The 13,578-nt window shown below is 69.7% G+C and carries 14 protein-coding genes; 4 read left to right on the top strand and 10 right to left on the bottom strand.

Annotation, left to right across the window (positions count from 1 at the left end; translation table 11 throughout):
* Positions 1-4 precede the first annotated feature (4 nt).
* The gene (locus AB0E69_RS31365) at positions 5-295 is read right to left on the bottom strand and encodes a zf-TFIIB domain-containing protein (protein ID WP_360154292.1); all 291 of its coding nucleotides are present in this window, start codon (positions 293-295) and stop codon (positions 5-7) included.
* Positions 296-375: 80 nt separating this feature from the next.
* Positions 376-2,277, bottom strand: a complete 1,902-nt coding sequence (locus tag AB0E69_RS31360; protein ID WP_360154289.1) for a penicillin-binding transpeptidase domain-containing protein — start codon at positions 2,275-2,277, stop codon at positions 376-378.
* Positions 2,278-2,517: 240 nt separating this feature from the next.
* On the opposite strand from AB0E69_RS31360, the gene AB0E69_RS31355 reads away from it, so the two are divergent.
* A complete protein-coding gene (locus AB0E69_RS31355; RefSeq protein WP_360154286.1) occupies positions 2,518-2,847 on the top strand; it encodes an L-rhamnose mutarotase in 330 nt (109 codons plus the stop codon).
* Positions 2,848-2,861: 14 nt separating this feature from the next.
* Here AB0E69_RS31355 and AB0E69_RS31350 read toward each other — a convergent pair whose 3' ends face one another.
* The 5 genes from AB0E69_RS31350 to AB0E69_RS31330 form a co-directional block, all read right to left on the bottom strand.
* A complete protein-coding gene (locus tag AB0E69_RS31350; protein ID WP_360154283.1) occupies positions 2,862-3,764 on the bottom strand; it encodes a TIGR03620 family F420-dependent LLM class oxidoreductase in 903 nt (300 codons plus the stop codon).
* A 19-nt stretch (positions 3,765-3,783) separates the two neighbouring features.
* Positions 3,784-4,497 carry a pirin family protein gene (locus AB0E69_RS31345; RefSeq protein WP_360154279.1) on the bottom strand — a complete coding sequence of 238 codons (714 nt, stop codon included), beginning with the start codon at positions 4,495-4,497 and terminating at the stop codon, positions 3,784-3,786.
* Positions 4,498-4,563: 66 nt separating this feature from the next.
* Complete coding sequence (locus AB0E69_RS31340) at positions 4,564-5,988, bottom strand: trypsin-like peptidase domain-containing protein (protein ID WP_360154276.1); 1,425 nt, start codon at positions 5,986-5,988, stop codon at positions 4,564-4,566.
* 88 nt (positions 5,989-6,076) lie between these two features.
* The gene (locus AB0E69_RS31335; RefSeq protein WP_360154273.1) at positions 6,077-7,675 is read right to left on the bottom strand and encodes a HAMP domain-containing sensor histidine kinase; all 1,599 of its coding nucleotides are present in this window, start codon (positions 7,673-7,675) and stop codon (positions 6,077-6,079) included.
* On the bottom strand, positions 7,672-8,364 hold the full coding sequence (locus AB0E69_RS31330; RefSeq protein ID WP_360154270.1) for a response regulator transcription factor: 693 nt from the start codon (positions 8,362-8,364) through the stop codon (positions 7,672-7,674). Before AB0E69_RS31330 ends, AB0E69_RS31335 begins: the two co-directional genes overlap by 4 nt.
* A gap of 141 nt (positions 8,365-8,505) precedes the next feature.
* On the opposite strand from AB0E69_RS31330, the gene AB0E69_RS31325 reads away from it, so the two are divergent.
* Positions 8,506-9,501: an acetamidase/formamidase family protein gene (locus AB0E69_RS31325; protein WP_360154267.1), complete on the top strand. Its 996-nt coding sequence runs from the start codon at positions 8,506-8,508 to the stop codon at positions 9,499-9,501.
* Here the strand turns inward: AB0E69_RS31325 and AB0E69_RS31320 are convergent.
* Positions 9,494-10,468 (bottom strand): TIGR03560 family F420-dependent LLM class oxidoreductase, encoded by a 975-nt coding sequence (locus AB0E69_RS31320; protein ID WP_360154265.1) that lies wholly within the window; start codon positions 10,466-10,468, stop codon positions 9,494-9,496. The two genes, AB0E69_RS31325 and AB0E69_RS31320, sit on opposite strands and share 8 nt — an antisense overlap.
* Positions 10,465-11,364: an EamA family transporter gene (locus AB0E69_RS31315; protein ID WP_360154263.1), complete on the bottom strand. Its 900-nt coding sequence runs from the start codon at positions 11,362-11,364 to the stop codon at positions 10,465-10,467. The genes AB0E69_RS31320 and AB0E69_RS31315 overlap by 4 nt, the downstream gene beginning before the upstream one ends.
* Before the next feature lie 53 nt (positions 11,365-11,417).
* On the opposite strand from AB0E69_RS31315, the gene AB0E69_RS31310 reads away from it, so the two are divergent.
* Both AB0E69_RS31310 and AB0E69_RS31305 read left to right on the top strand, forming a co-directional pair.
* The gene (locus AB0E69_RS31310) at positions 11,418-11,894 is read left to right on the top strand and encodes an Lrp/AsnC family transcriptional regulator (RefSeq protein WP_360154256.1); all 477 of its coding nucleotides are present in this window, start codon (positions 11,418-11,420) and stop codon (positions 11,892-11,894) included.
* 76 nt (positions 11,895-11,970) lie between these two features.
* Positions 11,971-13,170, top strand: coding sequence for a pyrophosphate--fructose-6-phosphate 1-phosphotransferase (locus AB0E69_RS31305; protein ID WP_360154253.1), 1,200 nt, complete (start codon positions 11,971-11,973; stop codon positions 13,168-13,170).
* On the opposite strand, the gene AB0E69_RS31300 is transcribed toward AB0E69_RS31305, so the two are convergent.
* The gene (locus AB0E69_RS31300; RefSeq protein ID WP_360154250.1) at positions 13,139-13,576 is read right to left on the bottom strand and encodes a low molecular weight protein-tyrosine-phosphatase; all 438 of its coding nucleotides are present in this window, start codon (positions 13,574-13,576) and stop codon (positions 13,139-13,141) included. The genes AB0E69_RS31305 and AB0E69_RS31300 overlap by 32 nt on opposite strands.
* Positions 13,577-13,578: the final 2 nt, after the last annotated feature.

The raw sequence follows: 13,578 nt of genomic DNA, 5'->3' as shown, positions 1-13,578 counted from the left end.
CCCGTCAGTCGAACAGGTTCTCCAGGAACGAGTTCTTTTTCTTCTTGTGGTGGTACTGGTTCTGGTTGCTGTAGCGCCGGTCGTCGTCGGACCGGTACTCCTGCCGCCGGTCGTCGTACCGCCGCTCTTCCTGCCGGGGCGCACTGTTGAACCGCGCCTCGGCATCCACCAGCCGCTCCAGCTCACCACGGTCGAGGAAGATGCCGCGGCACTCGCCGCACTGGTCGACGGTGATCCCGCTCCGCTCGTACGACCGCATTCCGCCTCGGCACTTAGGGCACACCAAGCTCTCCATCCGGCGACCCTAAGTGACCAAAACCCGGCAACCCGGCGCTTTCAGCCAACTCTCAGCATCTTCGGAGAAGTACTCTCAGGTCACTTGAACTTGGTGAGGAAGTTTTTCAGGATCGGGCCTGCGGTGTGGGAGCCGGACTGGCCGCCCTCGACGATGACGGCGAAGGCGACGTCGCCGCGGTAGCCGGCCATCCAGGCGTTCGTGGTGACCTTCCCGTTCACCACCACCTCGGCGGTACCGGTCTTCGCCGCGACCGCGCCGTTCGCGGCCAGCACCTTCGCCGTACCGCCGGTGACCGTGGTCCGCATGAACGTGCGCAGCGCCGCGACAGTTGCCGCAGGCAACGGTGAGGCGGCCGGCCCGGCCGCGTCCTTGGCCGGCACCAGCACCGGCTTCATCGCCGTCCCGTGGTCGACGGTGGCGGCGACCAGCGCGATCGCCAGCGGGCTGGCGGTGACCGTGCCCTGGCCGATCATCGACGCGGCCTCCTCGACGTCGTCCTTCGGCGCCGGGACCTGGCCGCCGTACGCCGAGATCGACAGGTTCAGGTCGCGCCCGATGCCGAACATCGCCGCGGCCTTGGTCATCCCGTCCTTCGGCACCTTCGCGTGCTGCGAGATGAACGCGGTGTTGCAGGACTCGTTGAACGCCTTCTGCATCGTCCCCACGCCGTACGCCGCCAGCGCGTCGTAGTTCTTGAACGTCTTGCCGAACACGTTGATCGTGTCCGTGCAGGGCAGCGGGGTCGCCGCGGTCTCACCGTTGGCGAGCAGCGCCGCCGAGGTGATGATCTTGAACGTCGAGCCCGGCGCGTACCGGCCCTGGAACGCCCGGTTGTACGACGCCGGCTGCGGACCGTTCGCCGCGGCCAGGATCTGGCCGGTGGACGCCTGGACGGCGACCAGCGACGCCGGCAGCTTGCTGGTCGCCAGCGCGGCCTCGGCGTACTGCTGGAATTTGGTGTCGAGCGTGGTCTTCACCGGCTTCCCGGCGGTGCCCTTCTCGGCGAAGACCGTCTTGATCGTCAGCTTGGTCTTGCCGTCGCGCAGCGTCACCGTGCCGCCCGGCGTCCCGGCGAGCTGCTGCTGGAACGCGTACTGCAGACCGGTCGTCCCCACCTGGTCCTGCCCCGAGGCGGTCGGGCCGGCGTTCTTCAGCGTGTCCGCGGTCGCGGTCCGCATCGTGCCGATGATGGAACGGGCGAACGTCGGGTTCGGCGGCAGCGACGCCGTACCGCCCATGGTCAGCACCCCGGGCAGCTTGGTCATCGTCGGCCGGAGCGTCTCCCACTGGTCGGCCCGGATCGTGATCGCGTCCACGAACTGGCCGGCCGGCGCCTTCTTCGCGCGGGCCGCGAGCTTCGCGCCGTCGACATCGAGGTACTTCGTGAACGCCGCGTACGTCGCCGCCGTGGCCTTGGTGCCTGCCTCGACGCCGACGATCACGACCGGCCGGTTCGCGGTCAGGGCGACGCCGTTCCGGTCCAGGATCGAGGCGCGGTCCGGCACCGCCCGGACGCGCTTGAGGTAGTTCGTGTCGCCGAGGCCGGGGTAGATCGTGTCGCCGGAGGCCTTGATCTTCCACGCGTCGCCGGTCTTCACCGCGGTCGCCGTACTGGTCCACTTCATCGCGCCGATCCCGCGGAGCTGAGCCTCGACGGCCAGGTCCTGGGTGCAGGTGTTGTCGTCACTGCACTTCGGCTTGTCCTGCGGCGCGACCGTCACCGTGCTGGCGACCAGCGCGGTGTCGACGTCGTCGAGCCGCTTCGCGAACGTCGTCGGGTTGTCGGTGAGCGCACCGGCCGCGTCCGGCTTGCCGTCCGGTGCCCAGGCCTTCACCCAGGCGTCGGCGAACTGCTTGATCACCGCGCCGGACGCCTGCTGCTCGTCGCTCCCGGACTTCCCGCCACCCGACTTGCTGTCGGAACACCCGGCGGTGATCAGCAGACTGCTCAAGCAGACGATCGCTGTGGTTCGCTTCACGTTCCCAACTCTCGCACGACGACGAATGGACACCCGGCACGGCCTGCGGCGGGTTGGACCTGCCACGAGGGCGAAACTACTCAACCCACCCAAGTACGACGCCGGTCCCGGCGCCTGAGTTGGCACCAGAGTGCCCGCGAATCGGGGCCAAGTGGCAGCGTGAATCGGCGCGGCAGAGGTCCACCGGGATGCTGGAACCGCGTTCCAGCGCCCGCCGGAGCGGGCGTATCCTGCACGATTGTGACCCGCCTTGCTCTGCACAGCCGGCTGATTCCCGGTACCGAAGAGGCCTACGAGCTCGAGCACGCTCGAGTCTGGCCGGAACTGATCACCGCGATGAACGCCGCGGGGATCAGCGACTGGTCGATCTGGCGCAGCGGCCGAGACCTCTTCCACCTGGTCGTGTCCGACGACTTCGAGGCCGCCGTGGCGCAGCTGAAGAACGACCCGGTCGACCAGCGCTGGCAGCAGCACATGAGCCAGTTCGTCGAGGGCTTCGCCCAGAACCCCGAGGGCGTCGCGGGCCAGTCCCTGCGTCACGTTTGGACCATGAGCGAGCAGACCGACTAGGCCAATAGAACCCACTAGGCCAAGAGGGCCGAGCGCAGCTCTTCCAGCTGATCGACGATCTCGGTCAGCCCGGCGGCGAACGGTTGGATCAGGACGTGGTCGGCGCCGGCGTCGAGATGTTGCTGGACCCGGTCGGTGATCGCCGCGGTGTCGCCGTACCCGAACAGTGCGTCCAGCACGCGCTCGCTGTCGTCCGACTGGTAGCCGAGCCGGCGGAGGTTCGCGACGTACGGCGAATCCGTCGCCAGCTCGAGCAGCGGGCCGTAGGTCGCACGGATCGCCGCGCGGGCCGCGTCCCGGTCGTCGGTCAGGACGACGGTCTGGTGGGGGATCAGCAGCTTGTCCGGGCCGAGAACCGTGCGGGCAAAGGCGGTGTGCTCGACCGGCGTCAGGAACGGATGCGCACCGTCGGTCAGTTCGGCCGCCAGTTCCAGCATCTTCGGCCCGAGCGCCGCCAGGACCCGCGGGCAGGTGGCGTCCGGTGGTCCCTCGACCGCGTCCATCCGCTCGAGGTAGGCCCGCATCCGGGCGAGCGGGCGGTCGTACGTCGCTCCGATGCGCTCGACGACGTTCGGCGTACTGGTGCCGATGCCGAGCACGAATCGGCCCGGGTACGCCGCGGCCAAGGTCACCGCGCCGCCGCGCATGGCCTCCGGGACCCGCGCCCACAGGTTGGCGATCCCGGTCCCGACCACCAGCCGTCGGCTGCTCGCCAGCAACTGACCGTGCCGGGCGAAGGCCTCGGCGCCGACCAGACGCTCGCCTGTCCACACCGACCCGTATCCGAGCGCATCGATCCGCGCCACTTCCCGGACCAGAACGTAGGCTGCGGTCGCGTCCAGCACCGTCGGCGGCAGCCACACGCCGACCTGTCCGGCTCGTTCGGTGAACCCGCTCGCGTCCGCTCGGTCCGTCACCGCGCGAGCGTAGCGGAGCTCAGGTTCGAGCGGTCATCTCCCAGATCAGCAGTTCCGCGCCGCCTGGACCGGCCGTGACGCGTTCGCCGTCCGAGTCGGTCAGCCGGGCGGCGTCCGCAGTACTCAGCTCGCCGGCTCCTTCGAGCTCCGCGGTCCCGGCCGCCACGAAGACATGCAGGTACGGCGCCGCCGGTAGGTGCACCGACTGCCCCGCCGCGAGCTTTGCGACGGACAGGCCGGCGCCGGGCTGGTTGATGCGGATCGCTGTGCTTCCCGCGTGCTTCGCGAGCCCGGACGCCACCGGGACGAGCTCCCCGGTGCTGAGATCGAGCTCGGCCTGCTCGTACGACGGCGTGAGGTCGAAACGATCGGGCCGGAGCCACATCTGCACGTAATGCACCGGCTCCTGGCCTTCGTTCCACTCCGAGTGCTGGATCCCTGACCCCGCACTCATCCGCTGCGCCAACCCCGGGTAGACCACTCCGCTGTTCCCCTGCGAGTCCCGGTGCGCGAGCGCGCCCCGCAGTACCCACGTCACGATCTCCAGGTCCTGGTGCGGGTGCTCCGCAAACCCACGACCCGGCGCCACGACCTCGTCGTTGTGCGCCATCAAAAACCCGAACCCGACATTCGCCGGATCGTAGTACTCCCCGAACGAAAACGAATGCGACGACTCCAGCCAGCCACTCGAGCTGCGGAACCGGTCCGCGGCCCGCCGTACATCCACACTCATGACCCCAAGTAAAGAGGACTGCGCCGCTCGGTGGGCGGCGCAGTCCTCGGTAGGTGAGACGGGTGGTCAGCCGGTGGGGTTCCCGTTGTCGGAGCCGAGGGTGGGGGTGACCGACTGGGTCTTGCCTGCGCGGGTGAAGGTGATCTTGACCTGATCGCCCGGGCGGTGCGAGCGGACTGCGGCGACCAACGCGTCCCCTGACGCGATCGCCTTGCCGTCTACAGCGGTCACCACATCACCCGCCTGCAGACCTGCTTTGTCCGCCGCACCGCCGGACGTCACCTCGCCGAGGCGTGCTCCGCTCGTGAGCCCGTCGGAAGACTGCGCGTCGCCCACCTGTACGCCGAGCCGCGCATGCGTGGCCTTGCCCTTGGCCACCAGCTCGTCGACGATCGGCTTGGCCTGGTCGATCGGGATCGCGAAACCCAGGCCGATGTTGCCGCCTTCGGACTGTCCCGATCCGCCGGCGGTTTTGATCGCGCTGTTGATACCGACCACCTGGCCGGCGAGGTCGATCAGGGCGCCGCCCGAGTTACCGGGGTTGATCGCGGCGTCCGTCTGGATTGCTGGGAAGACTGTCGTGCTGTCCTGCTGCTCGTCGCCCGAGGTGACCGGGCGGTTCAGCGCCGAGACGATACCGTTCGTCACGGTCGCCTCCAGGCCGAACGGTGAGCCGATCGCCACCACGTCCTGGCCGACCGCGAGCCGCCCGCTCTGGCCGAGCGTGGCCGGGGTCAGGTCGGTCGCGTCGGCGTGGATCACGGCGAGGTCGGTCAGCGGGTCGGTGCCCTTGACCGTGGCCGGTACCGTCCGGCCGTCGTTCAGCATCACGGACAGCTTCGCGCCTGGTCCGGCGCCGGCCACCACGTGGTTGTTGGTGACGATCAGGCCGTCCTTGCTGATCACGATGCCCGATCCGGTCGCCGCGCCCTGCTGGGTCGCGACCGCGATCTTCACCACGCTCGGCAGCACCTTCGCGGCGGCGCTCTGCACCGAGCCGTCAGGTGCCGAGACCGGTGCCGCCTGGTTGCCGTTCAGCGGGGCGGTCACCGACGGGGTGTTCGTCGAGCTGTCGTTGGTCGCCGAGTAGACCGCCGCGCCACCGACACCGCCCGCGGTGCCGACCAGGAGCGCGGTCAGCGCCACCAGGGCCAGCCCTGTACGCCGCTTCGGCTTCTCCGCCGTCGTCGTACCGCCGGCCGGCGGCTGCGGGCCGAACGGGGGCCAGTTCGGGCCCGGAGACGCCCCCTGATGCGTCCCCGGCGCGCCGAACTGCGGGTAAGCGCCACCACCTGCGGGGTGCTGACCCGGCCGCTGCCCCTGCGGCCCCGACTCCTGCCGTTGCTGCCCGAACTGACCGGCGTTCGGCGCGAACTGCTGCTGCTGATGCTGCCCATACATCGGCAACTGCTGCGTCCGCTCCGGTCCCGCGGGGTGCTGCGGGGTCTGGCCGGGCTGGTTCTGCGGCTGCTGCGGCTGGTTCTCGGTCATGAGAAGTACTGTGTCGGCCGGACCTGAGAACCCCCTGAAGATCTTCTCGGAGCCACCGAAGAACTCCATGAAGATCCTCTGAAGACGCCTACCGGGTCTGCGTCGCCGCGTGCGGGAGCCACAGCGTGAACTGCGCGCCCGCACCCGGCACGTTGCGCACGTAGATCACCCCGCCGTGCTGCTGCGCCGCGTGCTTCACGATCGCCAGCCCCAGCCCCGATCCGGGCCGGCTGCGCGCCTCGCTGGATCGGTAGAACCGCTCGAACACGTGCGGCAGATCAGCTTCGGAGATCCCCGGCCCGGAGTCGGTGACCGTCAGTACGCCGTCCATGAGCTGCACCGTGACGTGTCCGATCGGCTCACCGTCGCTGCGCTGGTCCGCACCCTCCGGCACGCTGTACTTCGCCGCGTTGTCGAGCAGGTTGGTCACCGCACGGCCGAGCAGGCGTTCGTCGCCCCACACCGGGAACGGCTGGAGCTGGACGTCCCAGGCGATCCCCGGCGCCCGTCGCCGTACCTTGATCAGCGCGTCCTCGACCACGTTCGACAGCTCGATCAGCTCGGCGTTGTGCACCTGCGGGGTGTCCCGGGCCAGCTCGGTCAGGTCGCCGATGAGGGTGGTCAGCTCGTCCATCTGCGCGCGTACGTCGTCCAGCAGTTGCTGGCGGTCCTCCGGGCGCAGACCACCGCGCTTGTCCGCCTGCGCCAGCAGGTCGAGGTTGGTCCGGATGCTGGTCAGCGGCGTCCGCAGCTCGTGCCCCGCGTCCCCGACGAGCCGCCGCTGCCGGTCTCTGGACTGCGCCAGCGCACTCAGCATCGCGTTGAAGGCCATCGCCAACCGGGAGATCTCGTCCGTCCCGCCGACCGGGATCGGCTTCAGGTCCTCGGTCACCGCGATCTGCTCGGCCACCCGAGTCAACCGGGCCAACGGCCGCAGCCCGGACCTGGCCACCGCGTTCCCGGCCAGGGCGGCACCGATCACGCCGATCAGCCCGAACGCCCAGAGCACGATCCCGAGGTTGTGCAGCGTCTTGTCGATCGGCCCCAGCGACTGCGCCACCACGAGCGCACCCGGCTGCTGGAAGTCGTCCGGGTTCTGCCGGCAGTCGTCGGTGTACCCGACCGGGCAGTACTGCACCGCGACGGCGACCACGCGCAGGTGCGACCTGCCGTTCCGGACGCCGACCGTCCGCAGGCTGGCCTCGTTGGTGTTCTGATTCCGGGCGACCTGCAGCTCGTCGTCGCCTACCGGTGGCGGCACACTGTTCCGCGCGGCGTACTCCTGGCCGTCCGTGGCGAGCACGCCGACCTGGATGTCGCTCAGCCCCAAGGCGTCCGAGGAGACGTTCGACAGGTTGGTGAGGTTGGTCAGGACGCCCTTCTGCGAGGCCTGGGAGACCCGCATGACCAGGCTGTTGTCGAGGTTCTGGTACATCTGCTGGCGGACCGTGACGTACGCCGCGATGCTCACGATCGCGACCGCCAGGCCGACGGCCACCGCGGCGAGGAGGGTGACGCGGGCGTGCAGGCTCAGCCTGTGGAGGGTTTCGTTCCACCAGGTCTGGGTGCGGGCAGCGGTCGCCGCCATACGGTTTCCGTTGCTCTTGGCAACAGGCTGCGGAGGCTGCGGTGGTTGCTGCGGACGGTCGGCGTACGACGGGAAGTCGCCGGGGTGCTGCTGGCTCACGGCGGGGTGTCCCTGAGCACGTACCCGATGCCGCGGACGGTGTGGATCAGCCGGGGCAGGCCGTGCACCTCGGTCTTGCGGCGCAGGTAGCCGATGTAGACCTCGAGCGAGTTCGCCGTGGTCGGGAAGTCGTAGCCCCAGACCGCGTCCAGGATGACGGCCCGCTCTAGCACCCGGCGCGGGTTGCGGATCAGCAGCTCGAGCAGCGAGAACTCGGTCCGGGTGAGCTGGATCGCGACGTCGCCGCGGTGCACCTCGTGCGCGTCCACGTCGACCACGAGGTCGGCGTACTGCAGGACCTCGCCGCGCTGGCCGCCCTCGCCGGGCGTGCTGCTGCGGCGGAGCAGCGCCCGCAGCCGGGCGAGCAGCTCCTCGAGCGCGAACGGCTTGGTCAGGTAGTCGTCACCGCCGGCGTCCAGGCCGTCCACCCGGTCGGCGACCGCGTCGCGCGCGGTCAGCACCAGGATCGGGACGTTGTTGCCGGCGGCCCGCAGGGCCTTGGTCGTCTCGAGCCCGTCCAGCCGCGGCATCATCACGTCCATCACCACGACGTCCGGCTCGACGTTGCCGATCACCGCGAGCGCCTCGGCACCGTCGGCGGCGGTGACCACCTCGAAGTCGTTGAACTCCAGCGAACGGCGCAGCGAGTCCCGGACCGCCCGGTCGTCGTCCACCACCAGCACCCGCATCGCGCACCCCGCTCCACTCGAAGTTCCGTGACCGACAGTAGGTCGGCTTTTTGAGAATCGCCTGAGAACCCGCTGACGGTAGAGCCTCAAATCGCGAGCCGCCCTGGCCCGGTACCTCGGGGACACCTTAGGTTTTCACAGGTGGACATCCTCGAATTCACGCCCGAACCCGACGAGTATGCCTGGACCTTCGGCGGGAAGCCGCCGGTGCGCCGGGTCAAGCCGGGCACCGCGCTCCGGCTGTGGACCGAAGACGCGTACTGCGGCACCATCCGGAGCACCGCGGACCTGGCCAGCGCCTCGCTGCAGATGCCGTTCGTGAATCCGCAGACCGGCCCATTCCACGTCGAGGGCGCCGAACCGGGGGACACCCTGGTCCTGCACTTCGTCGAGCTCACCCCGGCCCGGAGCTGGGGAGTCTCCACGACCATCCCGTTCTTCGGCGGGCTGACCAGCACCGACCGGACGGCGACGCTTCAGGACCCGCTGCCCGAGCGGACCTGGGTCTATGACGTGGACTCGGCGAACCAGACTGTCGGGTTCCACGCGCAGAGCAGCGGGCTGGAGCTCGCCCTTCCGCTGGAGCCCATGCTCGGCACGGTCGGGGTCGCACCGGCCGCGGGCGAGGCGCGCTCGTCCCTCGTACCGGACATGTTCGGCGGCAACATGGACACGCCGGAGATGCGGGCCGGAGCGACCTGCTACCTGAAGGTCAACGTCGAGGGCGCGCTGTTCTCGGTCGGTGACGGCCACTACCGCCAGGGTGAGGGCGAGTCCTGCGGTACGGCGGTCGAAGGCGCGATGAACGTCGCCATGGTCGTCGAGCTGCTCAAGACGCCCGGTCCGACCTGGCCGCGGATCGAGAACGACGAGTACCTGGCCGTGGTCGGGTCGAGCCGCCCGCTGGAGGACGCGTGGCGGGCCGGTCAGGTGGACATGGTCGGCTGGCTGGGCGAGCTGTACGGCCTGGACAAGCTGGACGCATACCAGCTGCTCAGCCAGATCAGCGAGGTCCCGCTGGCCAACGTGGTCGACGCCAACTACAGCGTGGTCACCAAGGTCCCGAAGCGCCTGCTGCCCGGCACCACCGTGTACGACGGCATCCACCAGCACCTGCGCTCGACGGACCTCAGCTGAACCGCGGCACGACCTCCTCCGCGAACAACCGCAACGGTTCGTGGTCGTAGGCGACGCCCGGGATGTAGACGATCACGTACTCGATCCCCGCCTCAGCCAACCGCCCCACGTGCTCGATGAGGTCCTTCGTCGTGACGATCTCGGCCCGTACGCCGCTCGTGCCGCCGGACCCGATCTCCGCGAACTCGTCGAGCGTGTAACGCCCACGGGCCGTGGCGGTCGCCGCGACCGGGTCGGCGCCGGCTTCGACCGGGAAGACGTTCAGGCTGGTCGACTTGACGATCTCGGCGTAGTCCCGGCCGACCTGCTCGCAGTGCTCCCGCAGTACGGCGAGCTTGCGCTCGATGATGTCGACGCGGCCGGTGCCGAAGTTGCACGCGTCGCCGTACTTCGCGACCAGCCGGAGCGTGACCCGTTCGCCGCCGCCACCGATCCATAGCGGCGGTTTCCGGCGCGGCACGACGTACGGCTTGTCGGCCGAGTGGTACTTGCCCTGGAAGACCACGTCGTCCTCGGTCCACAGCCGGTGGATCAGCTCGACCGACTCCGCGAACGACCCCATCCGGTCCTTCTGACTCGTCCAGGGATAGCCGTACGCCGTCCACTCGCCCTCCGACCAGCCGGCGCCGAGCCCGGCGTACAGGCGGCCGTGGCTGGCGACGTCCACGGTGGCCGCCATCTTCGCGTAGAGCGCGGGGTTGCGGTAACCGTTGCAGCCGACCATCTGGCCGATCTTGACCCGCTGCGTGTCGCGGGCCAGCGCGGCCGTGGTCGTCCAGGCCTCGAAGACGGTTTCGCGGACCGGCTCAGGAACGGTGTGGAAGTGGTCGAACAGCCAGATCGCGTCCCACGGCCCGGTATCGGCCGCGCGGGCGACGGCGGTCATCGCCTCCCACTGCTCGACCGGATCGGCCAGCTCGGTCAGGTCCATCCGCCAGCCCTGCGGCACGAAGACGCCGAACTTCATCGCGTCCTCCTCGAGATGGCGACGCCGCCGAGGCAGAGCGCGCCGCCGGCGAGGGCGAGCAGGGCCGGGGTCTCACCGAGGAAGATCCAGCCGAGCGCGATGGCCACGACCGGTACGGCGTACACGGTGATGCCCATCTTCCCGGCGCTGGTACGGCGGAGCGCGAAGGCCCAGGTGGTGAAGCCGAGCGCGGTCGGGAAGGCGGCGAGGTAGATGACCCACCAGATCGTGCCGGCGCTCGCGGAGCGGACCTCGCTGACCAGCGTGGGCGCGAACGGGAGGCAGAGGACCGCGCCGATGGTGCAAGCGAGCCAGGTGACCTCCGCGGCGGGCAGGCGACTGAGGAGCGGTTTCTGCGTGACCACGCCGACGGCGTACGACACGGCGGCCGTTACGCAGAGCACGACACCCCACGTCTCCGCGCGGCCGGTCGACGTCGACGTACCGATTACCACGATGCCGCCGAACGCGACCAGACCGCCGATCACCAACCGCCGCGGGAAGCCCTCGCCCAGGGTGATTCCGGCGAGTACGGCGATCAGCAGCGGAGCGATGTGGACGAGCATGGCCGCGGTGCCGGCGTCGAGGCGGCGCTCGGCCTCGTTGAGCGCCAGGTTGTAGACGCCGAACCACAACAGACCGCACGCGAGCAGCGGAGGCCAGTCCCGTCTGGCCGGCCACCGCCGGACGGCGACCTCCGGTTTGGGGCGGGCGAGCAGGATCGCGCCGAGCAGTATGCTGCCGAGCCCGAGGCGGGCCAGCGAGAGGGCGCCGGCCGAGAATTCGGTGCCGGCATGCCGGATGGCGACGAACGACGAGGCCCACAGCACGACGGTCACCGCTGCGGCAGCGGTCGCGAGCCGGCGGTCGGGGGGAGCTTCCACGAGGCTTGACACGTGACTAGCCTAGGAACGACATCTCTGCCTGCACATGGCGAAACGGAGCCAGAATGGCCGCCGAACTTACCGAAACGAGAAGTCAACTCCTGGATAGCCTCAACATCCGCATCCTGGAAGAGCTGACTGCCGACCCCCGGCTGCGGACCACCGAGCTGGCCCGCAGGCTAGGGGTTTCGACCCCGACCGTGCGCGAGCGGGTGACCCGGCTGGAGGAGTCGGGCGTGATCCGCGGCTACCGGTTGGACATCGACCCGGCCGCACTGGGCCGACCGGTCGCCGCCTGGGTCCGGTTGCGACCCGGCCCGGGCCAGATCCCGCGCATCATCGAGCTGGCCGACCGAACCCCCGAGGTCACCGAGTGCCACCGGATCTCCGGCGAGGACTGCTTCCTGATGCGCGTCCAGGTCCCCGCCATCGCCGCTCTCGAAGACGTCCTGGACAAGTTCCTCGTGCACGGCCAAACCACCAGCTCCTTCGTCGTCTCCACGCCGGTCCCACCTCGTCCGGTCCCGCTGTCCGCAAGGTGAACCCCAACCACCGCGGGGAGTGGTCTGCATCACTAGGGTGGGGGCGACTTCAGACACTTCGGAAGGACCCTGGACCATGGCTGTCCGCAGAGTTGCCCTGCTTACCGCCGGCGGGCTCGCGCCCTGCCTGTCGTCCGCTGTCGGCGGGCTGATCGAGCGCTACACCGCGGTGGCGCCCGATGTGGAGATCATCGCCTACCTGAACGGGTACCACGGGCTGCTCAGCGGCCGGTTCCTCGAGGTGACGCCCGAGGTGCGGGAGAAGGCGGCCGTGCTGCACAAGTTCGGCGGCAGCCCGATCGGGAACAGCCGGGTGAAGCTGACCAACACCGCCGACCTGGTCAAGCGCGGCCTGATCCAGGACGGGCAGAACGCGCTGCAGGTCGCGGCCGAGCGGCTGGTCGCCGACGGTGTCGACGTACTGCACACCATCGGTGGTGACGACACCAACACGACCGCCGCGGACCTGGCGGCGTACCTGCAGGAGCACGACTACAACCTGACTGTGGTCGGCCTGCCGAAGACCATCGACAACGACGTGATCCCGATCCGGCAGAGCCTGGGCGCGTGGACCGCCGCCGAGCAGGGCGCGCTGTTCGCCCGCAACATCATCGGCGAGCACACGTCGAACCCCCGGATGCTGATCGTCCACGAGGTGATGGGCCGCAACTGCGGCTGGCTGACCGCCGCGACGGCACAGGCTTACCAGCAGTGGGTCGACGAGCAGGAGTGGAACCCGGGCATCGGCCTGGACCAGAAGGGCTGGGACGTGCACGCCGTGTACGTGCCGGAGGCAACGATCGACCTGGACGCCGAGGCGGACCGGCTGCGCAAGGTGATGGACTCCGAGGACTGCGTCAACATCTTCCTGTCCGAGGGTGCCGGCGTGGAGTCGATCGTCGCCGAGCTGGAGTCGCGCGGCGAGGACGTGCCCCGGGACCCGTTCGGTCACGTCAAGCTGGACACGATCAACCCGGGGGCCTGGTTCGCGAAGCAGTTCGCGGAGCGGATCGGCGCGGAGAAGACGATGGTGCAGAAGAGTGGCTACTTCAGCCGCTCGGCCGCGGCCAACGACCGCGACCTCGCGCTGATCAAGGAGTGCACCGACTACGCGGTCGACGCCGCGCTGCGCGGTGAGAGCGGCGTCGTCGGCCACGACGAGGAGCGGGGCGACCAGCTGCGCGCGATCGAGTTCCCGCGGATCGCCGGCGGCAAGGCCTTCGACCCGACCGTCGACTGGTTCGTCAGCCTGAAGTCGGAGATCGGCCAGAACTAGTCGTGCGAAGGCGGTCGACCCACTGGTCGGCCGCCTTCTCGATTTGGGCGAGGACGTCGTCGAAGCCGTCCTCGTCGCCGTAGTACGGGTCCGGTACGTCGTCGGCCGCGAAGAGCTGGGCGTCGCCGCCGAGCTCGGCCAGGTGGCCCGAGTCCATCGCCAGCACGAGATCGGGCGTCCAGGCGCGGTCGAACCGGCGGGCCCGGTGCGCGCTGCCGTCGTACCCGTTGCGCTCGAGGACGGCCGCGGCGCGCGGATCCATCGGGTCACCCACATGCCAGCCACCGGTCCCGGAGCTGGTCACCTCGAAGCCGTCGATCCCCGCCGCGGCGAGCTTCGCGCGCAGCACGACCTCGCCGATCGGGGACCGGCAGATGTTGCCTGAGCAGACGATCTCGATCCGCATGG

The sequence above is a fragment of the Kribbella sp. NPDC026611 genome (assembly GCF_040638345.1).
GTDB lineage: Bacteria > Actinomycetota > Actinomycetes > Propionibacteriales > Kribbellaceae > Kribbella.
The sequence above is the reverse complement of the archived record's forward strand: the minus strand, read 5'-3'. Positions and strand labels throughout refer to the sequence as shown.